This is a genomic window from Sphingopyxis granuli, assembly GCF_001559015.1.
In the GTDB taxonomy this organism is placed as follows: Bacteria; Pseudomonadota; Alphaproteobacteria; order Sphingomonadales; family Sphingomonadaceae; genus Sphingopyxis; species Sphingopyxis granuli.
This window is the reverse complement of the sequence record NZ_CP012199.1, coordinates 2,726,078-2,749,927: the sequence shown is the minus strand read 5'-3', so window position 1 is coordinate 2,749,927 and position 23,850 is coordinate 2,726,078. Positions and strand designations below refer to the sequence as shown.

Sequence of the window (23,850 nt, the reverse complement as noted above, 5' to 3'; positions counted from 1 at the left end):
CCTAGCGAACGCTGCGCCGGATCACCGTCCGAGTGCTTCCGCACAAGGTGCATTCGTCCTTCTTGCGCTCGAAGCCGCGTGTGCCGCCGAGTGCGCGGGTGACGACATTGGCTTGTGCCGGGACCGACAAATTGAGCCGGTCGGTGACGCACGCATCGCACACGCCCGCGCCATCAAGCCGCACGATCAGCCGTTCGATCTGCCCCGCAATCGTCGTTCCACCATTCATTAAATCACGCCTATAGTCGCGGTCTGGCGCGAGCGAAAGCATATGCAGCGCACTTCCGCGAGCCTGATCCTGGCTCTCCTCACGGTCGCTTCACGGGTCACCGTCGCGCCCAATCGCGGCAATCCAGCGCCCAAAAAGGTCGATCGCGACTGACTGCAATCGACGTTCTGTCATAGTGCCGGGATGACCACAACATCGCCTGACGCCATTGCAGCCAGCCTCTCCGACAGGCAACGCGACATCGTAATGTCGGGTCCGCAGAGCTTTGCCGAGGCTCATGCGATTCCGAAAGGCTTGTTCGACGAGGATGAAAGCTGGGACCGCGACACCGGCGACGAGTGGCACTTTTGGAAGGCGGCCGAGCTTGGCCGGGCAGTGCGCGCGGTGATCGGGAAGCCTGATTGAAGGGGCTGCGGGAGGAGCGGTAGCGATGGCAAGATATAAAGCTACGGCACCGTCCGCTTATGCGGATGATGCCTAAGCTGTTGTCTGCACATCCTTTTTAGGGAGAGGAAAACAGTGCCGCCCTGCTGGCGACAGTGCCGGTGCGCCGAAAATCGGCGGTTTTCCGCCATGTTCGGCGGCACCGATTTTCATGTCTCCGGGCCGAGCGCATGATCGGGCTTTCTCTCCCACCGAAGGCGCCGATCATGTCCACCAATGACGATTTTGAGCCGCGGCTCGGCCGCCTTGGCGACAAGGGCCGGAAGCCGCGCCCGCGCAAGTTTCTCTCGCGCGTGATTGCTGCAACCAATCTCGCGCGCGGCGGCGCTCCCGGTCGCGCGCGGCAGTCGGCTTTCACCGGCAGCCGCATCGGGCGCGGCGCCGGCGTCGGTCGCGTCCTGTCATCGCGCGACCGCTTCGCCGCCTTTCGCCAGCGGCGCGTGATCGTCAAGGTTCGCACCGTCAAACTCGGCGGCAACGGGTTCGACGTTGCCAACGCGCATCTGCGCTACGTCGAGCGCGACGGCACGACGCGCGAGGGTGGACGCGGGCAACTCTATAGCGCCGACAGCGACGCGGTGGACCGTAATGCCTGGCTCGAACCAGCGAAGGGTGATCGCCACCAATTCCGCTTCATCGTCAGCGCAGAGGACGGCATGGAATATGACGACCTCAAGCCGCTGACCCGGCGACTGATGCAGCGCGTCGAAGACGACTTGGGGACCAAACTCGATTGGGTGGCGGTCGATCACTATAACACCGGCCACCCGCACACCCATATCATCGTGCGCGGCAAGGACGAGCGCGGCAAGGATTTGATTATCGCGCGCGACTATATCAGCCACGGCCTGCGCGAGCGTGCCTCAGAGCTGGTCGACCTCGACCTTGGCCCGCGCACCGATCATGCGATCGAGCAGCGCCTTCGCGCCGAGGTCGAGCAGGAGCGGTTGACCAGCATAGACCGCGCGATGCTGCGCGAGGCCGACAAGGATATTCTTGTCAGTTCGGGCGGGCGCGGCGCGTTCGATCAGGCTATTCGCATGGGCCGGTTCAGAAAACTCGAACGTCTCGGGCTGGCGACGCGGCACGGCGCGGCGCATTGGCGGCTCGCCCCCGATCTTGCCGACACGCTGCGCCGCATGGGCGAGCGCGACGACATTATCCGCACCATGCAGCGCGCCTATGCGGCGCGCGGAAACGCGCCTGCGATCGTCGATCAGGTCATTTATGACCCGACCGCATCCGATGCCCGCCCGCTTATCGGCCGTGTCATCGAACGCGGGCTGTCGGACGAATATGCCGATCGCCACTATGTCATCGTCGAGGCGATCGACGGTCGCACCCATTATGCCGAGATCGGCAAAGGAGAAGCGGTCAGCCCGATCCCCAAAGACGCGATTGTCGAGATCTCACCACGTAGCAGCGGCGGCGTTCGTCCCGTCGATCGCACGATTGCCGAGGTCGCGACCGCGAATGGTGGGCGCTACACGATCGACGCGCATTTGCGGCACGACCCGACCGCCAGCGAACGGTTTGCCGAAAGCCACGTCCGGCGTCTGGAAACCATGCGGCGCGTCATGCGAAACGTCGAGCGCGAACCCGATGGAAGCTGGATCATTACCCCTGACCATCTCGACAAGGCGGAAGCGTTCGAGGCGCGCCAGCTTCGCGACCGGCCTGTCACCGTCGAAACCATGTCGGCGCTGCCGCTCGACAAGCTGCCGGGGGCCGAGGCCGCGACGTGGCTCGACCGGGAGTTGGTCGCCGATAGTCCGGCGCCGCTTCGCGATGCCGGATTCGGCGGCGAGGTTCGCGCAGCGCAGGCCATGCGGCGGCAATGGCTGGTCGCCGAACAGCTTGCCGAGGAACAGGATGGGCGAACCGTCTATCGCCGCAATATGCTCGCGTCCTTGCAGCGCCGCGAATTGCTCCGGGTCGCGAGCCAGCTATCGGATGAGGTCGGCAAACCCTTCGCCGAAGCGAGGCCGCAAGAGCCGATTCAGGGCCGGTTGGTCCGCGCCGTCGATATGACGAGCGGACGGCAAGCCCTGGTCGAACGGTCGCGCGATTTTGTTCTGGTTCCGTGGCGTCCGGTGATGGAGCGGCATATTGGCAAGAGCCTGTCGGGCATCATGCGCGACGGCGGCATAAGTTGGTCGTTCGGACGGCAGCGCAGCGGGCCGCACATCTAATGTAAATCTGCCCGCAAACTATCTGATAGATCATACTTACGATTGATCAGGATTAATGCGCGCCTCTCTTGATATGTCTCATACCGCTCGACGTTTACGTCACCAGCTAAAGAGCGTCCACGGCCTGTCCGCGACTTCTCGGACAGGGCCACACCAAGTGGTTTCGCATGGGATCACAAAGAGGCTTGCCGTCGCTGGCGATGTGGATAAATTTGCATTGTTGGGGCGTCTCGTCCTAGTACGGGCCGCGGGGGGATGATGATGAGTGTTGGCATAAGTTACATGGGGACGAAGCGCGAGCTTGCGACGACCGTTTCCCTTGTGATTGCAGACTGTCAGCCGGGTCCAATTTTAGATGTATTTTCGGGCATGTGCTCCGTAGGTGAAGCCGTAGCCCAGTCTAGGCAAGTCTGGACGAACGATATTCAGGTGTTCGCCTATGAGGTCGCACAAGCTCTATTTACGTCTCAGGAGCACCCATTGCGGTCGCAAGCGATTGCAGATCGGTACTATGACGATTTCGCCCTAGCATATGGAAAATTGTCTTCGGTGTACGGGAGCGCATTGGAGGCTGAAGACGCCGTGATGGCCGCCTCGAACTTTGACGAGTTTGAACGAGAGCGTCGTACCCTAAATGTTGCTCTTGATTGTTGCCGCCAAGTCGCGCACCCACAGAAATTCCATCTTTTCTCGAAGCAGTATTCCGATACATTCATTGGAGTTCGCCAAGCACTGGAAATTGATGCAATTGTCACATCGATCAATAGCCAGCTCGAAAGTTCGGCATCCTTTGATCATGCGCGATGGCTTACTATTGCGCTAGGCCGCTCTATGTTGCGTGTTTCCAATACGACTGGGCACTTTGCTCAATATCTACAGCCAAAAATTGGAAATTTTCGGACATTCCAGAGGCAACGAAAACGAAAGATTTGGCAGGAATTTCTTGAGGGGAGTGACGAGGTCAATCCCGTAGGAAATTCTCTCTGGAGAAAAAATAACAAGACTTTTAATAGCGACACTCTTTTACTCCTTCCTAAGCTGCTTAATGAAGAAGAAAGGCCTGCCGTTATATATGCAGACCCTCCTTACACAAATGATCAATATTCTCGTTACTATCATTTGCTCGACACCCTGGTCTTGTATGATTATCCGACCATGACAGGCAAGGGTCTCTATCGTCCAGACAGATTCAGCACAAATTTCTCACTAAAGGCAAAGGCTGCAACCGCGATGGACTCCCTCGTGCAATCGTCGGCGCAACTTGGTTCCGATATTGTGTTAAGCTATCCGAGCAACGGTTTGGTGTATAGTGCGGGGATCGATCCACTGGAAATTCTAAAACGGCACTATGGGACGGTCGAAGTCTGTCATTCTATTGGGCATGATCATTCGACTTTTGGCGCGTCCAAAGGTTCGGCAAAATCTTCGGTTGTTGAAATGATCTACCGGGGACGCCTATGACTCCTGACAAGCAGCCGCACGGCTATCTCAAAGACCTGTCACCAGATCGAATAAAGCGTAATCCAGAAAATCCTCGTCTCTTCTTCCGGCCAGAAGAGATGGATACCTTGATGGCGTCGATCCGGCGTTATGGTATTCAAGTGCCGATCACTGTCTATGAAGATGACGGAGCCTTCGTCCTGATCGATGGCGAACGTCGGTGGCGTTCCGCCCGCAAGCTCAACCTTAAGAAAATCCCGGCGCTGGTTCAGCCTAAGCCAACAAAGCTCAACAATCTTCTTTTGATGTTCAATATCCATGCTCTACGGGAGCAGTGGGACTACCTGACTATAGCGAATAAATTACCCGACGTTATAGAGCTGTTTGCGTCAGATAACGACGGCCGCGAGCCGAATGAAATCGAGCTTAGTGAAATAACAGGCTTAACCAGAGGGCAGATTCGTCGATGTAGACTTCTGTTCGATCTGCCGGATAGTTATAGAAAGCAGCTTGAAGAGGAGCTTGCACTTCCTAAGCATCTTCAGCGGCTGTCAGAAGACTTCTTCATTGAGATGGAGAAGGCGTTGAAGACGGTGCAAAACCGCGTGCCTTCGGCGGTTCCCGATCTAAACGTAGCTAGGGATGCTCTGATTTCTAAATTCCGGGCAAAAACAATAAATAATATTACGGATTTTCGTAAGTTATCCAAGATAGCTACGTCTATTAGTAACGTCGGCGTAAAAGAAAATAAAGCTCGTCGAGCCATACTTGATATTTTTGATATAAATAAAAATATTAGTATACATGACGTTTACGCAGAGCAATTTGAAACGCGCTACGATGAGCGTAAGATAATTCTGAATATCGATTCCATTTATGAATATCTCGATGCAACAATTGAAAGCGATGATGAAGATTCTTTAGGGGCAGATTTAAGGCAACAACTCCTCAAATTGAAGGAGCTAATTGACCGAGTGCTGCGGGATTCCGATGACATTTGAGACGCTCAGCGAGAGGCTACGGGTGGTAGCGGTGCGAGCGCTAGCGTTCTGCAAAGAACGCTACGGCAGCAATGGAGTCAAGATTGAAGAGGGCATTGACGACGCCATTATGTGGAGACCGTCATTTTATTTGAAGGTTGGAAAATTCAAGCTTATCGCAGTTGAAGTAGAGGATAACTTGTACCCAGGAAGCCTTAAGGGTGCTGCCCATGACATTAGTCACTATGACTTTCCTATCGCTGTATATCAAGCCTGCACTTTGGAGGCGTATCTCGGAGACCCTAATCACAAGAATATAAATTTGTTAAAGAATCATGGATTTGGGATAATTACTGTTGATGAAGACGGAAATGCGGTCATCCAACACAGTTGCGTTCCACTTGCCCAGCATATATCGCCAGATAGTTTTGAGAGGGCAATCTCAAAACTAAGTCCCAAAATGAAGGTCGCATTTAGGTCCGCCTATGCTGTTTATCAGACAAGTGAAACGCAGGGATTGCAGGACGCGGGGCAGATAATTGAAGCCATTCTAACTTCTATTGCAGACCAAGCAGTAAAGAAGGGGGATTTGACGGCATCTAGTTCGGGAGGTGCGCTCGCCAATCGCATAGATAATATGTATGGTGCGCAGCCGCTTGCTGGTCATCGGGCTGCGCTTGGCGGAGCCCGAGAATTCGTTCAGGAATTTCGAAATACTGCAAGTCATCCTGCAAAATCAGCAAAGCAAGCTGCTGAAAAGATCAGGAAATGTCGCGAGGGATTTCTCGATGCTATTAACATAGCCAGTAAGCTAAGAGCTCTTGCGAAGGCCAAGGGATATACAATTAAATTGCACGTCGGATAGATTTCCGGTGAAATTATTCTAGTCGTCCGGCTCACTATCATAGCGATAGCGGAGCCAAAACTCGGAACGACGATCGCGATGAGGATAGCGTCGGCGCCGGCGACCCGCACCGGAGGCTTTCCATGCGATCCTTGAGTCAAAAAGAAAAAAGAACAACGGCGCACCGCCAAAGATGAAACGGAAGCAGCGCCCCACCAAAACAGGCGGGCCGCGATCGCGGCGGCAACCGGCACGACCACCGAGTCGATCCCGTGGAGAAATAAATCGGTCCGATAATCGAAAGCAGTCAGTCGTTGGACGGGAACGACATCCCGGCGTCGAGGTGACGATGCAGTTCCATCGCATCATGCAGCACCCGCATGATGCCGACCGCATTATCTCCGATGAGCGTGTAGAGCAGAAGATGACGAGGCCGCCGCACCGCGCGGCCGTCCAGCTTGGCGCGCTTGCGGCTCAACCGCAGGTGCCATGATCGAATATCGTCGCCAAGTTCGGGACGCGCCACGCTTCCAGGTCGGGTCGCGCTTTCGGCCAGATCGCGCAGCGCCGCCCGCAACAACTTGTCATAGCGCTCGCGCGCCGCGCGCCCAAACTCACGTTCCGAATTTTCCAGTATCTCGATAATGTCGGTTTCGGCAGCAGCCGAGAGGCGGATTCTCCGCATCAAGCGTCCGCGCTCGCGCGCCGCCCTGCCTCTTCGCTCAACCTTGCCATGAGTGCGTCGATGCCGTCAGGCTCGATTTCGGTGAACCGGCCCGCAGCCAGGTCGGCAAGGCCGACTTGCGCGGCTTGGCGCAAGGCTTCGAGTTTGATTTCATCCTCGCGCTCACGCTGCTCGACGAGCCGCAGACCTTCGCGCAGCACTTCGCTCGCGTTCTGATAGCGGCCGGACTCGACCAGCGTTTCAATCACGTCCTGCTGATGATCGGTCAGCACTACATTTCGCGTCGGCATGACTCGGGCCTCTCTCGATTGCGTTGGCGGCTTCTATAGCACGATTGGCATATTATGCCAATGACGACTTACGCCCGCTGCGCCGTCCCGCGCCATTACGCGCCGTAACCGTCATAGCCGATTTTCCCGGTCAGGCAGATTTTTGGCCCGCCGCCGCAACCCCCTGCGTCGCCGGGAGAAAATCGTGACCCCTACAAAGCTGCTGATAGGTCAAATCCTCGTCGTTTTCGCGATCGTTATCGCAGGCGTCTGGGCCGCGACGCAATGGTGCGCCGCGCAGCTTGGTTATCAGCCGCAGCTTGGCCCCGCATGGTTCGTCCTGTTCGACACGAACATCTATCGGCCGTGGGCGATATTCCCTTGGTGGTATCACTTCGAGGCATATGCGCCCGAGGTATTCGACAAAGCCGGGATGATCGCGGGGGCGAGCGGCTTTCTCGGCTGCGCGTCCGCCATCGCCGGGTCGCTATGGCGCGCGCGCCAGTCGCGCCATGTCACGACATACGGCTCCGCGCGTTGGGCTACAAAAGGCGAGATCGACCGTGCCGGGCTGCTTAGCGAGCGCGGGGTTTTCCTTGGTCGTCTGCGCGGGCGCTACCTTCGCCACGAGGGGCCGGAGCATGTCATGGCGTTCGCGCCGACCCGCTCGGGCAAAGGCGTCGGCCTCGTCATCCCGACGCTGCTAAGCTGGACCGGCTCGGCCATCGTCCACGATATAAAGGGCGAGAACTGGCAGCTTACTGCTGGCTGGCGCGCGCACTTCTCGCACGTCCTGCTGTTCAACCCGACCGACTTGCGATCGGCAAAATATAATCCGCTGCTGGAGGTCAGGAAGGGCGCGAACGAGGTTCGCGACGTTCAGAACATCGCTGACATTCTGGTGGACCCGGAAGGGGCGCTAGAGCGTCGGAACCACTGGGAAAAAACGTCGCACTCGCTCTTGGTCGGCGCGATCCTTCACATCCTCTATTCAGAGGAAGAAAAGACGCTCGCCCGCGTCGCGACCTTCCTGTCCGATCCGCAGCGGCCGTTCGTGACGACGCTGCGCCGGATGATGACCACGAACCATGTCGGCACGAAGGAAGCGCCGCAGGTTCACCCGGTCGTCGCGTCGGCAGCGCGCGAGGTACTGAACAAATCGGAGAACGAGCGCAGCGGCGTCCTCTCGACCGCCATGTCATTTCTCGGCCTCTATCGCGACCCCACCGTCGCGGCGGTTACGTCGCGCTGCGACTGGCGCATTGCCGATTTGGTCGAAGCCGACCATCCCGTCTCGCTCTATCTCGTCATTCCGCCATCGGACATTAGCCGCACCAAGCCGCTCGTGCGGCTTGTCCTCAATCAGATCGGTCGTCGCCTCACGGAGACGCTCGATGCCGCGTAACCGGCTCCTGATGATGCTCGACGAGTTTCCGGCGCTCGGGCGGCTCGATTTTTTCGAGACGAGCCTAGCCTTTCTCGCGGGCTATGGGGTCCGTGCCTACCTTATCGCGCAGAGCCTCAATCAGATCGAAAAAGCCTATGGCGAGCATAATTCGATCCTCGACAACTGCCATGTCCGCATCGCGTTCGCTACGAATGACGAAAGGACTGGCAAGCGGATTTCCGATGCTCTCGGCGTCGCGACCGAACAGCGCGCTATGCGGAACTATGCAGGGCATCGGCTCGCCCCCTGGCTCGCACACGTCATGGTCAGTCGGCAGGAAACGGCGCGCCCGCTGCTGACGCAGGGCGAGGTGATGCAGCTACCGCCCGCCGACGAGTTGGTTCTTGTGTCGGGCATGGCCCCGATCCGGGCGAAGAAGCTGCAATATTTCAAAGATGCCAATTTCCGCGCGCGGCTCTTGCCACCGCCCGCGCTCGCGGTTGGCGACTATGCCGATCGCCCGAAGGCCCGCCCCGACGACTGGACCGGGCTGGTTCGCGCGCCCGATAACCGGCTCGGCAAAGCCGATGACGAGGACGGCGCGGACGAGGACGGCGGCTTGCAGCAGCAGCGGCACCCTTCGATCGACGAGACGCCGCCGCAGCCCGAACCGGCGACCCAACTCGAATTGCCCGACAAGGAGCGCGATGACCCCGACGCGGCAGCCGACAAGCGCGTCATGGACCGCGTTCGCGCTTCGCTCGTGCGCGGCCACGCGATGAATCAATCGCAATCCCAAGACCTGTTGCCGGGACTGTAGGCGATGAAGGTCCGGCAGAATCTCTATATCGACAGCGACTTGAGCGATGCGCTCGACGCGCTGGTCATTCGGCGCCGCGGCAACAAGTCGCGTATCGTCAACGAGGCGCTGCGCGATTGGCTCGCCCGCCGCGCGACCAAGGAGGTCGACGACCTTCTGAAAGTCCGGCTCGACCGCATATCGCGCGAGGTCGCGGCAGGTCGCCGCGACATGGAGGTGGTGCTGGAGGCGCTGGCGCTGTTCGTGCGCTACCAGCTTACCGTCACCGCGCCGCTCCCCGAGGCCGACGCCGCCGCGCTCGCAATCGGCAATCAGCGTTTCGAGCGATTCATCGCCCAGCTTGGCCGCCAGATCGCGGGCGGCAAGCGGACACTCGACACCCAAAACATCATCGAGGCACAGCCATGACCGACGCGCTTTCCGCAGATCGCCGCCGCGCGATGCTCCGCACCGCTATGGGGCCGGGCATCGCGGCGGCACTGTCCGACCCCGCCGTCATCGAGATCATGGTGAACCCCGACGGGGTGTTGCGGCTCGACCGGCTTGGTGAAGGCCGGATAGATACCGGCACCCGCTACGACCCAGCGCAGATCGAGCGCATCATTCGCCTGGTCGCGAGCCACGCGCGCACCGAGGCCCATGCGGCGGCGCCGATCATATCGGCCGAACTGCCGCCGCACGGCGAAGGCGCGGGCGAGCGGTTCGAGGGCGTGTTGCCGCCGGTCAGCCTCGCGCCCTGTTTCTCGATCCGAAAGCCCGCCGCGCGCATCTATACGCTGCTCGACTATGTGAAGGACGGCATCATGTCGGCCGACACGGCGCGGCTCTTGTCGATGGCCGTCGTAGAGCGGCGGAACATCCTGGTCGCGGGCGGCACATCGTCGGGCAAGACGACGCTCGCCAATGCGCTGCTTGCCGAAATGGCCGGCCTCGACGAGCGCGTCATCATCATAGAGGACACGCGCGAGCTGCAATGCGCCGCGTCCGATGTGGTCGCGCTTCGCACCCGCTCGGTCGGGCCGGCAGGCACCGGCGCGGTCACGATGGCCGACCTTGTGCGCTCGACGCTCCGCCTTCGCCCGGATCGCATCATCGTGGGCGAGGTTCGCGGACGCGAGGCGCTGGACATGCTGAAAAGCTGGAACACCGGGCATCCGGGCGGCATCGCGACGGTCCATGCCAATAGTGCCACCGCAGCGCTCTATCGGCTCGAACAGCTTGTTCAGGAAAGCGTCGTCACCGTTCCGCGACGCCTGATTGCCGAAGCCATCGACATGATCGTGTTCATATCAGGCCGCGGCCTCGCGCGGCGCGTCGATAGCGTCGCACGCGTCGCCGGCCTCGACCCCGACGGGAATTACGCCGTCCGCGACCTCACCCCCGACCAGCCCCCCGAAACCAAAGGAGAATGACCATGCACGTCCGCGCCCTCGCACCTCTGTTGACAAAGGCTCGCGTCCGCGCGCCCGAACTGCTGCGCCTCGCCGCCGTCAGCGTCCAGCTTGGCCTTATCTTCGGCGTCGCCGGTGCGGCCCATGCCGCGGGATCGGGTATGCCGTGGGAAGAACCGTTGCAGCAGGTTTTGGAATCGGTGCAAGGGCCGGTTGCCAAAATCATCGCGGTTATCATCATTATCGTCACCGGCCTGACCCTCGCGTTCGGTGAAACGGCGGGCGGCTTTCGCCGTTTGATTCAGATTATTTTCGGCCTCAGCATCGCGTTCGCGGCCAGCTCCTTCTTTCTCAGCTTTTTCAGCTTCGGCGGCGGGGCGCTCATCGCATGATCGGCGCGGGCAGCCACATCGAGGGTTTCGAGGCGCCGATGCACCGCGCGCTTGCCGAACCGATCCTGCTCGGCGGCGCGCCGCGGGCCATCGCGATCGTCAATGGCACGATCGCGGCGGCGCTGGGGCTGGGCTTGCAGCAATGGATTGCTGGCCTCGCAATGTGGGCGCTTGGTCACACGGTTGCGGTGTTCGCCGCAAAGCGCGACCCGGATTTCGCGCCCGTCCTCGCCCGCCACCTTCGCCAGCGGGGTTATCTGACATGCTGAACCTGCGCGAATATCGCAGCCGGGCCGACCGCCTTGCGGATCATCTGCCGTGGGCGGCGCTGGTCGCCCCCGGCGTGGTGCTGAACAAGGACGGCAGCTTTCAGCGCACCTTGCGCTTTCGCGGGCCGGACTTGGAGTCCGCAACGGAGGCCGAGTTGGTCGGCGCCTGCGCGCGGGCTAACAATGTCCTCAAGCGTTTCGGATCGGGCTGGGCGCTCCACATGGAAGCGGAGCGGCGCGAGGCGCTGGGCTATCCCGACAGCGGCTTTCCCGATGCCGCGTCATGGCTTGTCGATCAGGAGCGGCGCGCGGCCTTCGAGAGCGCGGGCGCGCATTTCGAGAGCCGTTATTATGTGACGCTCACCTTCCTGCCGCCGCCCGATCAGGCGGACACGGCGGGCCGCGCGCTGGTCGAGCGTAGCGACGACGTGAAGGGCCGCGACTGGCGGCAGGCGCTTGCGAGCTTCATCGCCGAAACCGATAGGGCGCTGGACCTGTTTTCGGGTTTCATGCCGGAGGTGCGCGCGCTCGATGACGGCGAGACGCTGACCTATCTGCACGGAACCATATCGACGCACCGCCATGTCGTCGCGGTCCCCGAAACTCCGATGTATCTCGACGCCGTGCTTTGCGACACGCCGCTGACCGGCGGGCTGGAGCCGATGCTGGGCGACGAGCATTTGCGGACGCTGACCATAATGGGATTCCCCAATGTCAGCAGGCCCGGCATCCTCGACGTGCTGAACCATGAGGATTTCGGCTATCGCTGGGTGACGCGATTCCTCTCGCTGGATAAGACGGACGCGACCAAGGCGCTGACCAAGCTGCGCCGCCAATGGTTCAACAAGCGCAAATCCGTCACCGCGCTCTTGCGCGAGGTTATCTATAATCAGCCGGTCCAGTTGCTCGACAGTGATGCCGACAACAAGGTCGTCGATGCTGACCTGGCATTGCAGGCGCTCGGGGCCGACCATGTTGCGTTCGGCTATCTGACCACGACCATAACCGTTGCCGATACCGATCGCGCCCGCGTCGAGGAAAAGGTGCGCGCGGTCGAGCGGATCGTCAACGGGCTGGGCTTCACCTGCATATGCGAGAGCGTCAACGCGGTGGAGGCGTGGCTGTCGAGCCTGCCCGGGCATGTCTATGCGAACGTCCGCCAGCCGATCATCCACACGCTCAATCTCGCCCATCTTATGCCGCTGTCGTCGGTATGGGCGGGACCGGCGCGCAACACCCATCTGGACGGCCCGCCTTTGCTCTATGCCGAAACCAGCGGCTCGACCCCGTTCCGGCTTTCGACCCACGTTGGCGACGTGGGACATATGATGATCGTCGGGCCGACCGGCGCGGGCAAGTCCGTCCTGCTGACCCTGCTCGCCTTGCAGTTCCGGCGCTACGCGGAGTCCCAAGTCTATATCTTCGACATGGGGCGGTCGGCGCGCGCGGCGACGCTGGCGATGGGCGGCGCGCATCATGGTCTTGGGCTTGGCGGCGATGCCGGAGAGACGATCGCTTTCCAGCCGTTGCGACACATCGACCGGCCCGACGAGCGGGCATGGGCGGCCGAGTGGATCGGCGCCCTGCTCGCCGAGGAGAATGTCCCGATAACGCCCGAGGTCAAGGAAGCCGTTTGGTCGGCGCTCACCAATCTCGCAACCGCGCCGGTGGAGGAACGGACCCTGACCGGCCTGTCGCTGCTGCTGCAATCGGCGCCGCTGCGATCGGCGCTCGCGCCCTATACGCTCGAAGGGCCATTCGGCCGTCTGCTCGATGCGGCCGAGGACGACCTACATATGGCCGACGTCCAATGCTTCGAGATGGAAGCCTTGATGGGGTCGGAAAGCGTTGTCGCGCCGGTCCTCTCCTATCTGTTTCATCGTCTCGAAGAACGATTCACGGGCAAGCCGACGCTGCTCGTCCTCGACGAGTAATGGAAATATATCGACCATCCGCTGTTTTCCGAGCGCATCAGGGAATGGCTGAAAACCGTCCGCAAGAAAAATGTGTCGGTCGTCTTTGCCACCCATAACCTTTCGGAGATTGCCGCCAGCGCGATTGCGCCTGTCCTCATCGAAAGCTGCCCGCAGCGCATCCTGCTTCCCAACGATCGGGCGATCGAACCGCAAAGCCAGGCGGCCTATCTTCGCTTCGGCCTCAACGAGCGGCAAATCGAGCTGGTCAGCCGCGCGGTGCCGAAGCGGCAATATTATCTGCAATCGGCGCGCGGCAACCGGCTGTTCGAGCTGGGGCTAGGCCCGATCGCGCTCGCCCTTTGCGGTGCATCCGATCCCGACACGCAAAAGCGTATCGACGCGCTGCTCGCCGCACATGGCGCAGACGATTTCGTCGGCTGGTTCCTCTCCGATTCCGGCCTCGAATGGGCGGCTGACGCGGCCGCCTGTTTCCCCGCGTCCCCCGTGCAACCCTAAGGAGATATGAGATGAAGAAATATGTCATCGCCGCCTTGATCGGAACCGGCATCGTCGGCGCGATCGGTGCGGCATCGCTCGCCACCGCGCCGGCCTCCGCGCAGATCAGCGTGTTCGATCCCACCAACTACACGCAAAATCTGCTGACGGCCGCGCGGACGCTTCAACAGATCAACAATCAGATCCAGAGCCTTCAGAACGAAGCCCAGATGCTTGCGGGTCAGGCCAAGAACCTCTCGCGCATCGACTTCCCGCAGCTCGACCAGCTCCGCCAGAAGCTCGGCGAGATCGACAAGCTGATGGGGCAGGCGCAGGGCATCGACTTCCGCGTCGACCAACTCGACGAGCGGTTTCGGCAGCAGTTTCCCGACAGCTTCGGGACCGCGCTGAAACGGGACCAGCGGATTGCGGTCGCGAAACAGCGGCTCGATAATGAAATGGCCGCGTTCCGGCAGACCATGCAGGTGCAGAGCGGTATCGTCGAGAATGTGCGCGACGACGCGCAGGCGCTCGCGGCGATCGTCGCCAAGAGTCAGGGCGCGGAGGGCAGCTTGCAGGCGCAGCAGGCGACCAATCAGCTTCTTGCCCTGACCGCGAAGCAGCAATTCCAGCTTCAAAACCTGATGGCGTCGCAGTTCCGCAAGGAGTCGCTTGAAGCCGCGCGGCGCGTCCAGAGCGAGCGCGAAGCCCGCGACCGGGCGACCCGATTCCTCGGCACCGGCAAAGCCTACACGCCGCGCAATTGAGCTTGGGGCGGCGCTGCGACCTAGCTCCCCGTCGAGTGCCGTCCCGTCGCGGGGGCCGTCCGGCTCCCCCTCTCCCCCGGCGGCCCCCGCGACACACTTCGACCTTCCAACAGGAGTCCCGCGACGATGAACGATATGAACATCATAGATCGCTTCTTGCAGGCGTTCATCGCTTATATCGACAGCGGCTTCGGGCTGCTCCAAGGCGATGTGGGATTCCTCGTCACCGTCCTGATCGGCATCGACATTACGCTCGCAGGCCTCTTCTGGGCGCTCGGCGGCGAAGATGACGTTATCGGCAAGTTCCTCAAGAAAATCCTCTACGTCGGCGCCTTCGCGCTGATCCTCAACAGCTTCCCGATACTCACCGACATTATCTTTCGGTCCTTCGCGGGTCTTGGCCTGACAGCGGGCGGCGGCGCGATCAGTGCCGAGGATTTGTTGATGCCGGGGCGGCTCGCGGGAACCGGCTTTGAAGCCGCATGGCCGCTGCTCGAACAGGCAAAGGAACTGCTCGGCCCGATCGACTTCTTCACGAATTTTATCGAGATCGTGGTCCTGTGCCTCTCGTGGGCGATCGTTCTCGCCGCCTTCTTTGTCCTCGCGGGGCAAATGTTCATTTGCATCATCGAGTTCAAACTGACGAGCCTCGTCGGCTTCGTCCTCGTTCCGTTCGCCTTGTGGAACCGGACCAGCTTCCTTGCCGAGCGCGTTTTGGGGGCAGTCGTCAGTTCCGGCATCAAGGTGATGGTGATCGCCGTCATCGTCGGCATCGGCTCCAACTTCTTCTCCGAGTTGACCAGCGGACTGCTCGGGCAGGAGGTTGATCTCGCACAGACCATGACTCTCGCGCTGGCGGCTCTCGTGTTCGCCCTGCTCGCCATCTTTTGCCCGTCGCTCGCATCCGGCCTGATTGCCGGCGCGCCGCAGCTTGGCGCAGGGTCGGTTGTCGCCACAGCCGCACTTGCGGGCGGAACGGTCGTCATGGGCGGCGCCGGCGCGCTTGCCGCCGCGCGCGGCGTAGGGGGCGCGGGCCTAGCCGCGCTGCGCACAGGCACGACGATGGGAAGCGCTGCGTCCACGGCTTACAAGCTGGGGCAGGAAACATCAGGAGCCGCGACGGTCGGCGCAGGCATTGGCGGCATGGCGACGGCCGCCAAAGGGGCCGCTGCAAACCGGATGCGAAACGCCCTTGGACTTCGCGCCGCCGCCGAGCGCGGCCAGCAAGCCGCGTGGGCGGCGGGAACGACGGGCGCGCCTTCGGCGGGCGGAACCGCCGCCGCAGGCGCCGGAACCACGCCGCCCGCATGGGCGCAAAAACTCCACGCCACCCAGACCAGCAGGCACCGCCGCCAGATGGCGATTCACGCGATCCAATCAGGCGACCGCGGCGGCGCGGGCGCTGCCCCCGACATCAAAGAAAGGGATTAAGCCATGAAATTCAAAAGAGCCGTGCAGCGTTACGGACAGACACCCGAACCGGAGCCGCACCACCAGCGCGGCAGCCAGGCTTGGGACGATCGCTTGGGGTCGGCGCGCGTGCAAGCCTATAACTGGCGCTTGATGGCGTTCGGCGGACTGTTGCTCGCGACCGGCCTGTCGGCGACGCTGATATGGCAGTCGATGCAAAGCCGCGTCATCCCCTATGTAGTCGCCGTCGATAATCTCGGTCAGGCGCAGGCGATAGCACCCGCCACCAAGGACTATCGGCCGACCGACCCGCAAATCATGTGGCACCTTGGCAGGTTCGTCGCCAACGTCCGGTCGCGCTCGCTCGATCCGGTCTTGATGCGCCAGAATTGGCTATCGGCCTATGACTACGCGACCGAACGCGCGTCACTCTTTCTCGGCGAATATGCTCGCGCCTCCAATCCTTTTGCCGATGTAGGGCACCGCACCGTGTCCGTTCAGGTGACGAGCGTGGTCCGCGCGTCCGACACCAGCTTTCAGGTGAAATGGACCGAACAGGCATATGAGCGCGGCAGTCTCGCCAGCACCTCGCGCTGGACCGCCATTCTCACCGTGAAGATGCAGCCGCCGCGCTCGGCCGACGTGCTGCGTAAGAACCCGCTCGGCGTCTATGTCGATGCGATCGACTGGTCGCAGGAATTGGAAACCCCCGCCGGTCGAGCCACGCCGCAGCCGCAGGCCGCGACCGCGCCGCCCGCAGATATGTCGCTCGATACCGAACAATCGCCGCAGACCCCCGAAAGGAATGAACCATGATCCGCGCCGTCATGCTGTCGGTGAGCGTCCTTGCGCTTGCCGTTCCGGCCGCCGCCCAGCCCACCGCGAAGGTTTCGGCCGCCAACAAGGCCGCACTCCGTGAGCCGTCGAACGCCGGTTATCTCGGCGCGGTGCAAATCTATCCCTATAGCGACGGGGCGCTCTATCGCCTCTATGCCGCGCCCGAGCGCATCACCGATATTGTCTTGCAGCCGGGCGAAGCCGTCACATCGGTTGCCGCTGGCGATACCGTGCGCTGGACCGTGGGCGATACGACCAGCGGCAGCGGCGCCGAGCAGCGCACCCATATTTTCGTGAAGCCCTATTCGGCAGGGCTTCACACGAACCTTGTCATCACGACCTCGCGGCGCGTCTATCATATCGAACTCGAAAGCCGGTCGACTGGCGCAATGGCCGCGCTGTCGTGGACCTATCCGCATGATGAAATGATTGCGCTTCGCCGCCAGCAGGACGCCGCGAGCGCCGCCGCGCCGATCGCGTCGGGCCTCGCGATCGAGGGGCTGAATTTCAATTACGCGATCAGCGGCGACAAGCCGGCATGGCGTCCCGTCCGCGCCTTCGACGATGGAAGGCAAACCTTCATCGAGTTTCCGCCGTCGATCGCCGTGGGTGAAGCGCCGCCGCTGTTCGTCATTGGCGAGGACGGCGAGGCCCAGCTTGTGAACTATCGTGTCGCAGGCCGTTATTATGTCGTCGATCGTCTGTTCGGCGCGGCCGAGTTGCGCCTTGGCGGCAAGAAGCAGAAGGTCGTGCGGATCGAGACGGCTCAGCCGAAGCGGAGGGCCAAATGACCAACCCCGCGACTTCACCCGCAGCGCCAGCCAAGGCCGACCCCGAAACGCTGGTCTTGCGCGCGGCGCCGGGGCGCGTCACCCGGTTTCGACGCGGCGCAATCATCGCCATTGCCGCCGTAGGATCGACCGCGATTGTCGGCGTTGCATGGCTGGCGCTGAAACCGGCGAGCATTGGCCTGATTGCCTCGACCGATGACAAGCTGGTCGGGGCGAAGGCGCCGCCCGATGCTCTCGCGGGCGCGCCCACTGACTATGGCGACGTGCCGCAGCTCGGCGCGCCGCTGCCCGGTGATTTGGGGCGGCCGATCCTCAATCATCAACGCGGGCTGGAAATGCTGCCGGACGATACCGGCGACGAGGCCGCAAGGCGTGCGGCCCGAGAGGCCGAAGCCGAACGCCAGCGCATCGCTGCCGAACAGCGCGCGGCGCGCGAGTCTAGCGTGATGTTGCAGGTCGCCGGAAACACCGCATCCGCTCGCCTTGCCGCAGTCGCGGCGGAACAGACGCCCGAATTGCCAGCGCCCGCGCAGATCGCCGATGACCCGAACGGACAGCAGCGCAAGAACGCGATGGTCGGTAAGGCGAACGATGCCGGCGACGTGAATCCGCACAGGCTGACCGCACCCGTCTCCCCCTGGACCTTGCAGGCTGGCAGCGTCATCGCGGCGAGCCTGATTACCGGCCTCAATTCGGACCTTCCGGGTCTGCTGACGGCGCAGATCACCGAAAACGTCTATGATAGCGTGACAGGGCGAAGCCTGCTTATCCCGCAAGGCTCGCGGCTGGTCGGCAGTTACGATAGCGTCGTCGCGTTCGGCCAAAGCCGCGCGCTGGTGGTCTGGCAGCGCATCATCCTTCCCGATGGTTCGTCAGTCCGCATCGACAATGTTCCCGCGACCGACACGCAGGGCTATGCGGGCCTCGCCGACAAGATCGACCGGCACAGATGGCAGCTCTTGAAGGGCGTCGCGCTCTCGACGCTGCTTGGTGTCGGCTCGGAATTGAGTTTTGGCAGCAGCGAGAGCGACCTTGTTCGAGCGATCCGCGAGTCCGCGCAGCAGAGCGGCGCGCGCGCGGGCGACCAGCTCGTCACCCGCAATCTCAATATCCAGCCGACTATGCGCGTCCGGCCCGGCTGGCCGCTGCGTGTCATCGTCCACAAGGATATTGTCGTCGGGCGGCCGTGGGGAGGCGGAAATGGCTGACCTGAAATTGCCGAAGCTGCCGGAGCGAACGCCGAAGAGAATCACGTTCAACGCCATGCCGGGTTTGTTCGAGGCATTGAACGCTTATGCCGACGCTTACGAAGCGGCATACGGCAGGCGTGAATCCGTGCCGGACCTTATTCCTGCAATGCTTACGGCTTTCATCGAAACCGATCGCCGCTTTCACCGAGGGAGGCGGAAGCCATGAGCAAGATGCAGAGCAGGCAAGGGCCGCAAGTTGCGTCCGAGGACCGCCACCATATCGAACCGATCAGCGTCCGCATATCCGCCGCGGTTAAACTCACTGGCATTGGACGGTCGACGCTCTACGAACTCATCAAGGCCGGAGAGCTAGAAACTGTAAAAGTCGGTCGATCGACCTTCATTCGATACGCCAGCCTCAAGCGCCTGTTCGAGAAAAGCTAGGGCGCCGCGAGCGAGCCGCAGGGGATGGCCGGCAAAATCTCTTGCGCCTGTCTATAGGCAATTTACCCTGCAATTCTCCGTTTTTCGTCAGATGCAGGGTAATGGACCGGCAGGCCCGCCACCGAACTTTTTCGATTCCCATTTTCGCGAAGTTCGACCCTCTATTCGATTCCCATTTTTCGTTATAGTCGCGTGAGGGTGTCAGCGAGGGTATGTCTCGGCCGATTGGAAATAATATTCATTATAAACATCATCTTAGGAAGGTGATGCGGCTCCCTGCTTCGACGAAGGACAGGCACGGCTAGGGGCGAAATGTCGCGGACCGCGGCCCTTGGATTTTCGTCCTTACAATCCGTGTGTACAAACCCATATAGCATCTATCGCGGCCCTCCTTTTTGTAAGCCGCCGCGGCTGAGAGCCTGTGCTCCCGCTTACGCAGAGGAGCCACGCCATGAATCGCCCCGACACCGCCGAAAGAACCGTCGCATCGTCTCGCCCCGTGCGCCATTTCCACAAATATCGAAGCCCGCTCTCCCTCGATCATGCCCGGCGTCAGGGTGACATCAGCCAGCTTGCCTATCTGGTGATGGGCGGACGCGACCCTGCCATCGCCTTTCTCAATGGAGAAAATGTCGTGCTTGGCGGAAGGCCGCTCGCCATCGCAACCGCCAGCCCGGAGGGCTATGTGCAGGTCGCGGAGATCATCCGCTCTGGTGCTTCCGTGCCGGAATCGACGTGAGCCGCGCGATCAACCTCGCGTTGCCTGAGGCTGAAGTCAGGGAAATCTGCCAGGCATCGGGAGTGGTGATCAGCGCGATCGAGCGGTTGCCGTCAGGCGCCACCCGCCTGGTTTGCACGACCGCCAGCGGCGCCGACGAAATCCGCCTCAGGCTCGCTGGCCACCTGATCGAAGGCGCGGTCGATCGCTTCCGCTTCTATCGGCCATCCTCGACCAGTTGACTGCCCGCAATCGCGCCGGAGACGGTCAAACCAGATCAGAAGAAAGAGGGGCGCGACGAAACTTAGGGGGAAGCCGCGGGTTGAGAACTTATCCCCGCTGACCGAAGGATCCGATCATGGCGAAGAAGCCCGTGCCGTCACCCGCCGCAGACCATGCGCTTCGCGACCACCAACCGGGAGAAGGCCAGCCGAAGCCGATCGACAGCCGGGGTGATGGCGATGAACTGCATCAGCAAGTCGGAGATGGTGTCGCCGATGCGGCGGCTTATCTCACCGACAATTTCGGCCACCGGATTTCGGACAACCAGAATTCGCTCCGCGCCGGTGAGCGCGGACCGACGCTGCTCGAGGACTTCGTCCTCCGCGAGAAGATCTTCCATTTCGACCATGAGCGCATCCCCGAGCGGATCGTCCACGCCCGCGGTTCGGGCGCGCACGGCGTGTTCGAGTGCACCAGGGCAATCCCCGGGCTGACCAAGGCTTCGATCTTCCAGAAGGAAGGCGCGACCTGTCCGGTCTTCGTTCGCTTCTCGACCGTCGCGGGCGGCGCCGGGTCGGTCGACACGCCGCGCGACGTGCGGGGCTTTGCGGTCAAACTCTACACCGACAGCGGCAATTGGGATCTGGTCGGCAACAATATCCCGGTCTTCTTCATCCAGGACGCGATGAAATTCCCCGACCTCGTCCATAGCGTGAAGATGGAGGCCGACCGCGGCTATCCGCAGGCGGCGAGCGCGCACGATACCTTCTGGGACTTCATCGGGCTGATGCCCGAGGCGATGCACATGATCATGTGGGCAATGTCCGACCGCACGATCCCGCGCAGCCTGCGGATGATCGAGGGGTTCGGCGTCCACACCTTCCGCTTCGTCAACGAAAAGGGCGAAGGCAAATTCGTCAAATTCCACTGGAAGCCCGTGCTCGGCATCCAGTCGACGACATGGGACGAAGCGGTCAAGATCGCGGGTGCCGATCCCGATTTCCATCGCCGCGACCTGTTCGAGGCGATCGATGCGGGCGACTTCCCGGCATGGGATCTCGGCGTCCAGGTGTTCGATGAAGCCTTCGCCAAGAAGCAGCCTTATGACGTGCTTGACGCGACCAAGCTGATTCCCGAGGAGGATATCCCCGTCGAGATCGTCGGCCGTATGACGCTCAACCGCAATGTCGACAATTTCTTCGCCGAGACCGAGCAGGTCGCCTTCCTGCCGTCGAACATCATTCCGGGGATCGATTTCAGCAACGACCCACTCTTGCAGGGCAGGCTCTTCTCTTATCTCGACACGCAGAAATCGCGGCTGGGAACGACCAATTTCCACCAGATCCCGATCAACGCGCCGAAATGCCCGTTCCACAATTTCCAGCGCGACGGGATGATGCAGACGCTCGTGCCAACGGGGCGTGCCAATTACGAACCCAACAGCCTTGCCGAAGCCGGAGAGCATGGCGGCCCACGCGCGAGCGCCGAAACGGGCTTCTCGACCTACATGGCCAATGACGAACGGAACGACCCCGCGCAGAAGCTGCGCATCCGCGCCGAACTGTTCGCCGACCATTTCACCCAGGCGCGGCTCTTCTACCTGTCGCAGACCGCGAATGAGCAGGCGCATATCGCCTCGGCGCTGGTGTTCGAGCTGTCGAAGGTGACGCTCGATCATGTCCGCGCGCGTGTCGTCGGCCAGCTCCGCAACATCGACGAGGATCTGGCGAAGCGCGTCGCCGCGGGCCTCGCGATCGACCTGCCGGCGAAGGAAAAGGCCGCGCGCGCCGCGGTTGACCTAAAACCCTCCGCCGCGCTGTCGATCCAGAAGAATGCCGATGACACGATGGAGGGCCGCAAGGTCGCGATCCTGTTCGCCGAAGGGTCGGACAAGGCGGCGATCGACAAGCTGAAAGGCGATATCGAAAGTGCGGGCGGCACCCCCTTTCTCGTCGCGCCGAAGGTCGGCGGGATCAAGGTAAAGGGCGGCACGCTCAAGGCCGACGGCCAGCTTGCCGGTTCGCCGTCCGTGCTGTTCGACGCCGTCGCCTCGATCCTCACCGACGAGCAGGCCAAGGCGCTTTCGGGGCAGGGCGCGGCGGTGCAATGGTTCATGGACGCCTATGGCCATTGCAAGACCATCGCCCACGACGACGCGACGCAGCTGCTGCTCGACAAGGCGGGCGTCGAAAAGGACGGCGGTGTCGTCGCGATCGACGCGTTCGCCGACGTCGGCACGCGGCGCCACTGGGCGCGCGAAGCCAAGGTGCGCGATCTTGCCTGATCGCCCACGTTGATGACGGCCGCGTCCGCGACCCGTCACCGCGATCTTCGCACCGGGCGGTCGATCTGGTCGGCCCGGCGTCGTCCGGCGATCTCGTCAAAGCCGTTGACGCGCGATATCGTGTGCGATGCGGTCGTCGTCGGTGCCGGCGTATCGGGCGCGCTGATCGCGGAGGCGCTGTCGGAAGCGGGTCTCAGGACCGTCATCGTCGATCGCCGCGGCCCCGCCGAAGGATCGACCGCAGCATCGACGGCTATGCTGCAATATGAACTCGACACGCCGCTCTCGCTGATGGCCGCGCGTATCGGGCGCGAAAAGGCCGAGCGCATCTGGCGCCGCTCGCGCCAGGCGGTCGATGCGCTGCGCGAGCGGACCGAGCGGCTGGGCCTCGCCGTCGACGGCGCGACGCGCGGTTCGATCTATCTCGATGGCAATGTCCTCGACGCCGACGGTCTGGCGCGCGAAGCCGACGCCCGCCGGCGCGCGGGTTTCGAGGTTGAGCTTCTCAAACCCGCCGCGGTGCTGGAGCGATACGGAATTGAGGGACGTCATGCGCTGATCGGTTTCGGCAATTATTCCGCCGACCCGCGCCGGATGACCCTTGGCTATCTGAACGCCGCCATCGCGCGCGGCGCCCGGCTCTATTCGCCGGTCGATATCTGCGACATCGACGCGCGCGAAGACGGCGTGACGCTTCACAGCGCGCGCGGTCCCGAGATCCGTGCGCGCCATGTGGTCATGGCGACGGGCTACGAGATGATGAAGGGCATCCCGCGCAAGGGAAACAGGATCATATCGAGCTGGTCGATCGCGACCCGCCCTCAGCCCCGCGCCATCTGGCCGACGGCCGCGATGATCTGGGAAGCCGCCGACCCCTATCTCTACATCCGCACCACCCCGCGCGGCGAGGTCATATGCGGCGGCGAGGATGAGGAAATCGGGGACGCGGGCGAACGCGATGCGAAACTTCCCGACAAGACCAGAACCCTGTCGCGCAAGCTCGCCGCCCTGCTGCCGGGAATCGACGCGACTCCGGTCCATAGCTGGGCCGGCAGCTTCGGCGACAGCCCTGTCGGCACCCCGACGATCGGCCGCATCCCGCGCATGCCCAACTGCTATGCAGCCATGGGTTATGGCGGGAATGGCATCACCTTCTCGATGATGGCGGCGCAGATGCTGCGCGGGCTGATCTGCGGCTATGGCGATCCCGACGCGGACCTCGTCAGCTTCCATCGAAAATTCTAGGCGGGTCCGCGCAACGCAGTCGCGCCATCGCACCTGTCAGTGTCTTTTCCTGCTTCCGATGAGCAGCATGGTCTTGGCGCCGTCGCTGGTGTAGGGTCGATCCTTCACCGCCACCGATAGCGCGGCCGCTTTACCCATCGGCGCTCCATCATACCGAGTGCCGCCGGCATGGCGGCTCTTTCCGAAAGG

Annotated in this window: 23 protein-coding genes and 2 pseudogenes; 22 read left to right on the top strand and 3 right to left on the bottom strand. The window is 62.0% G+C overall.

The window, feature by feature from the left end:
- Nucleotide 1 precedes the first annotated feature (1 nt).
- Nucleotides 2-229, bottom strand: coding sequence for a hypothetical protein (locus SGRAN_RS12775; RefSeq protein ID WP_067184176.1), 228 nt, complete (start codon nucleotides 227-229; stop codon nucleotides 2-4).
- A gap of 183 nt (nucleotides 230-412) precedes the next feature.
- Here SGRAN_RS12775 and SGRAN_RS12770 point away from each other — a divergent pair, with 183 nt between their 5' ends.
- From SGRAN_RS12770 to SGRAN_RS22255, 5 genes are all read left to right on the top strand, one after another.
- Nucleotides 413-634, top strand: a complete 222-nt coding sequence (locus SGRAN_RS12770; RefSeq protein ID WP_067184173.1) for a hypothetical protein — start codon at nucleotides 413-415, stop codon at nucleotides 632-634.
- A 245-nt stretch (nucleotides 635-879) separates the two neighbouring features.
- Entirely contained in the window at nucleotides 880-2,865 is a 1,986-nt protein-coding gene (rlxS, locus tag SGRAN_RS12765) for a relaxase/mobilization nuclease RlxS (protein ID WP_067184170.1), read from the top strand.
- Nucleotides 2,866-3,123: 258 nt separating this feature from the next.
- Entirely contained in the window at nucleotides 3,124-4,326 is a 1,203-nt protein-coding gene (locus tag SGRAN_RS21750) for a DNA adenine methylase (protein WP_210434133.1), read from the top strand.
- The gene (locus tag SGRAN_RS12760) at nucleotides 4,323-5,306 is read left to right on the top strand and encodes a ParB/RepB/Spo0J family partition protein (protein WP_082737239.1); all 984 of its coding nucleotides are present in this window, start codon (nucleotides 4,323-4,325) and stop codon (nucleotides 5,304-5,306) included. The genes SGRAN_RS21750 and SGRAN_RS12760 overlap by 4 nt, the downstream gene beginning before the upstream one ends.
- On the top strand, nucleotides 5,296-6,150 hold the full coding sequence (locus SGRAN_RS22255) for a hypothetical protein (RefSeq protein ID WP_148650871.1): 855 nt from the start codon (nucleotides 5,296-5,298) through the stop codon (nucleotides 6,148-6,150). The genes SGRAN_RS12760 and SGRAN_RS22255 overlap by 11 nt, the downstream gene beginning before the upstream one ends.
- A gap of 286 nt (nucleotides 6,151-6,436) precedes the next feature.
- Here the strand turns inward: SGRAN_RS22255 and SGRAN_RS12755 are convergent, their stop codons facing one another.
- Both SGRAN_RS12755 and SGRAN_RS12750 read right to left on the bottom strand, forming a co-directional pair.
- Nucleotides 6,437-6,814 carry a type II toxin-antitoxin system RelE/ParE family toxin gene (locus SGRAN_RS12755; protein ID WP_067184165.1) on the bottom strand — a complete coding sequence of 126 codons (378 nt, stop codon included), beginning with the start codon at nucleotides 6,812-6,814 and terminating at the stop codon, nucleotides 6,437-6,439.
- The gene (locus SGRAN_RS12750; protein ID WP_067184162.1) at nucleotides 6,814-7,104 is read right to left on the bottom strand and encodes a type II toxin-antitoxin system ParD family antitoxin; all 291 of its coding nucleotides are present in this window, start codon (nucleotides 7,102-7,104) and stop codon (nucleotides 6,814-6,816) included. The genes SGRAN_RS12755 and SGRAN_RS12750 overlap by 1 nt, the downstream gene beginning before the upstream one ends.
- Before the next feature lie 184 nt (nucleotides 7,105-7,288).
- Here SGRAN_RS12750 and SGRAN_RS23255 point away from each other — a divergent pair.
- The 17 genes and pseudogenes from SGRAN_RS23255 (at nucleotide 7,289) to SGRAN_RS12665 (ending at nucleotide 23,661) form a co-directional block, all read left to right on the top strand.
- Nucleotides 7,289-9,290: pseudogene (locus SGRAN_RS23255) on the top strand (conjugal transfer protein TraG).
- Nucleotides 9,291-9,293: 3 nt separating this feature from the next.
- Nucleotides 9,294-9,698: a ribbon-helix-helix protein, CopG family gene (locus tag SGRAN_RS12740; RefSeq protein WP_067184159.1), complete on the top strand. Its 405-nt coding sequence runs from the start codon at nucleotides 9,294-9,296 to the stop codon at nucleotides 9,696-9,698.
- A complete protein-coding gene (trbB, locus tag SGRAN_RS12735) occupies nucleotides 9,695-10,702 on the top strand; it encodes a P-type conjugative transfer ATPase TrbB (protein ID WP_067184156.1) in 1,008 nt (335 codons plus the stop codon). Before SGRAN_RS12740 ends, trbB begins: the two co-directional genes overlap by 4 nt.
- Nucleotides 10,703-10,704: 2 nt before the next feature.
- Nucleotides 10,705-11,073, top strand: coding sequence for a TrbC/VirB2 family protein (locus SGRAN_RS12730; protein ID WP_237233499.1), 369 nt, complete (start codon nucleotides 10,705-10,707; stop codon nucleotides 11,071-11,073).
- Nucleotides 11,070-11,342 (top strand): VirB3 family type IV secretion system protein, encoded by a 273-nt coding sequence (locus tag SGRAN_RS12725; protein ID WP_067184153.1) that lies wholly within the window; start codon nucleotides 11,070-11,072, stop codon nucleotides 11,340-11,342. Before SGRAN_RS12730 ends, SGRAN_RS12725 begins: the two co-directional genes overlap by 4 nt.
- Nucleotides 11,336-13,774, top strand: a pseudogene (gene trbE / locus SGRAN_RS12720) (conjugal transfer protein TrbE). The gene SGRAN_RS12725 and the pseudogene trbE overlap by 7 nt, the downstream one beginning before the upstream one ends.
- An 11-nt stretch (nucleotides 13,775-13,785) precedes the next feature.
- Nucleotides 13,786-14,520, top strand: a complete 735-nt coding sequence (trbJ, locus tag SGRAN_RS12715) for a P-type conjugative transfer protein TrbJ (protein ID WP_067184150.1) — start codon at nucleotides 13,786-13,788, stop codon at nucleotides 14,518-14,520.
- A gap of 126 nt (nucleotides 14,521-14,646) precedes the next feature.
- Nucleotides 14,647-15,951 carry a P-type conjugative transfer protein TrbL gene (gene trbL, locus SGRAN_RS12710; RefSeq protein WP_067184148.1) on the top strand — a complete coding sequence of 435 codons (1,305 nt, stop codon included), beginning with the start codon at nucleotides 14,647-14,649 and terminating at the stop codon, nucleotides 15,949-15,951.
- Between the two features lie 3 nt (nucleotides 15,952-15,954).
- Complete coding sequence (trbF, locus tag SGRAN_RS12705; RefSeq protein ID WP_067184145.1) at nucleotides 15,955-16,746, top strand: conjugal transfer protein TrbF; 792 nt, start codon at nucleotides 15,955-15,957, stop codon at nucleotides 16,744-16,746.
- On the top strand, nucleotides 16,743-17,558 hold the full coding sequence (gene trbG, locus SGRAN_RS12700) for a P-type conjugative transfer protein TrbG (protein WP_067184142.1): 816 nt from the start codon (nucleotides 16,743-16,745) through the stop codon (nucleotides 17,556-17,558). The genes trbF and trbG overlap by 4 nt, the downstream gene beginning before the upstream one ends.
- The gene (locus SGRAN_RS12695) at nucleotides 17,555-18,766 is read left to right on the top strand and encodes a TrbI/VirB10 family protein (RefSeq protein ID WP_067184140.1); all 1,212 of its coding nucleotides are present in this window, start codon (nucleotides 17,555-17,557) and stop codon (nucleotides 18,764-18,766) included. The genes trbG and SGRAN_RS12695 overlap by 4 nt, the downstream gene beginning before the upstream one ends.
- Nucleotides 18,759-18,974 carry a DUF2274 domain-containing protein gene (locus SGRAN_RS12690; RefSeq protein WP_067105495.1) on the top strand — a complete coding sequence of 72 codons (216 nt, stop codon included), beginning with the start codon at nucleotides 18,759-18,761 and terminating at the stop codon, nucleotides 18,972-18,974. Before SGRAN_RS12695 ends, SGRAN_RS12690 begins: the two co-directional genes overlap by 8 nt.
- On the top strand, nucleotides 18,971-19,192 hold the full coding sequence (locus tag SGRAN_RS12685; protein WP_082737238.1) for a helix-turn-helix domain-containing protein: 222 nt from the start codon (nucleotides 18,971-18,973) through the stop codon (nucleotides 19,190-19,192). Before SGRAN_RS12690 ends, SGRAN_RS12685 begins: the two co-directional genes overlap by 4 nt.
- A gap of 451 nt (nucleotides 19,193-19,643) precedes the next feature.
- On the top strand, nucleotides 19,644-19,931 hold the full coding sequence (locus SGRAN_RS12680; RefSeq protein WP_067184137.1) for a hypothetical protein: 288 nt from the start codon (nucleotides 19,644-19,646) through the stop codon (nucleotides 19,929-19,931).
- Nucleotides 19,928-20,152 carry a hypothetical protein gene (locus SGRAN_RS12675; protein WP_067184134.1) on the top strand — a complete coding sequence of 75 codons (225 nt, stop codon included), beginning with the start codon at nucleotides 19,928-19,930 and terminating at the stop codon, nucleotides 20,150-20,152. Before SGRAN_RS12680 ends, SGRAN_RS12675 begins: the two co-directional genes overlap by 4 nt.
- Before the next feature lie 116 nt (nucleotides 20,153-20,268).
- The gene (locus SGRAN_RS12670; protein WP_148650870.1) at nucleotides 20,269-22,416 is read left to right on the top strand and encodes a catalase; all 2,148 of its coding nucleotides are present in this window, start codon (nucleotides 20,269-20,271) and stop codon (nucleotides 22,414-22,416) included.
- Nucleotides 22,417-22,428: 12 nt separating this feature from the next.
- Nucleotides 22,429-23,661 carry an NAD(P)/FAD-dependent oxidoreductase gene (locus tag SGRAN_RS12665; RefSeq protein ID WP_067184131.1) on the top strand — a complete coding sequence of 411 codons (1,233 nt, stop codon included), beginning with the start codon at nucleotides 22,429-22,431 and terminating at the stop codon, nucleotides 23,659-23,661.
- Nucleotides 23,662-23,850 lie beyond the last annotated feature (189 nt).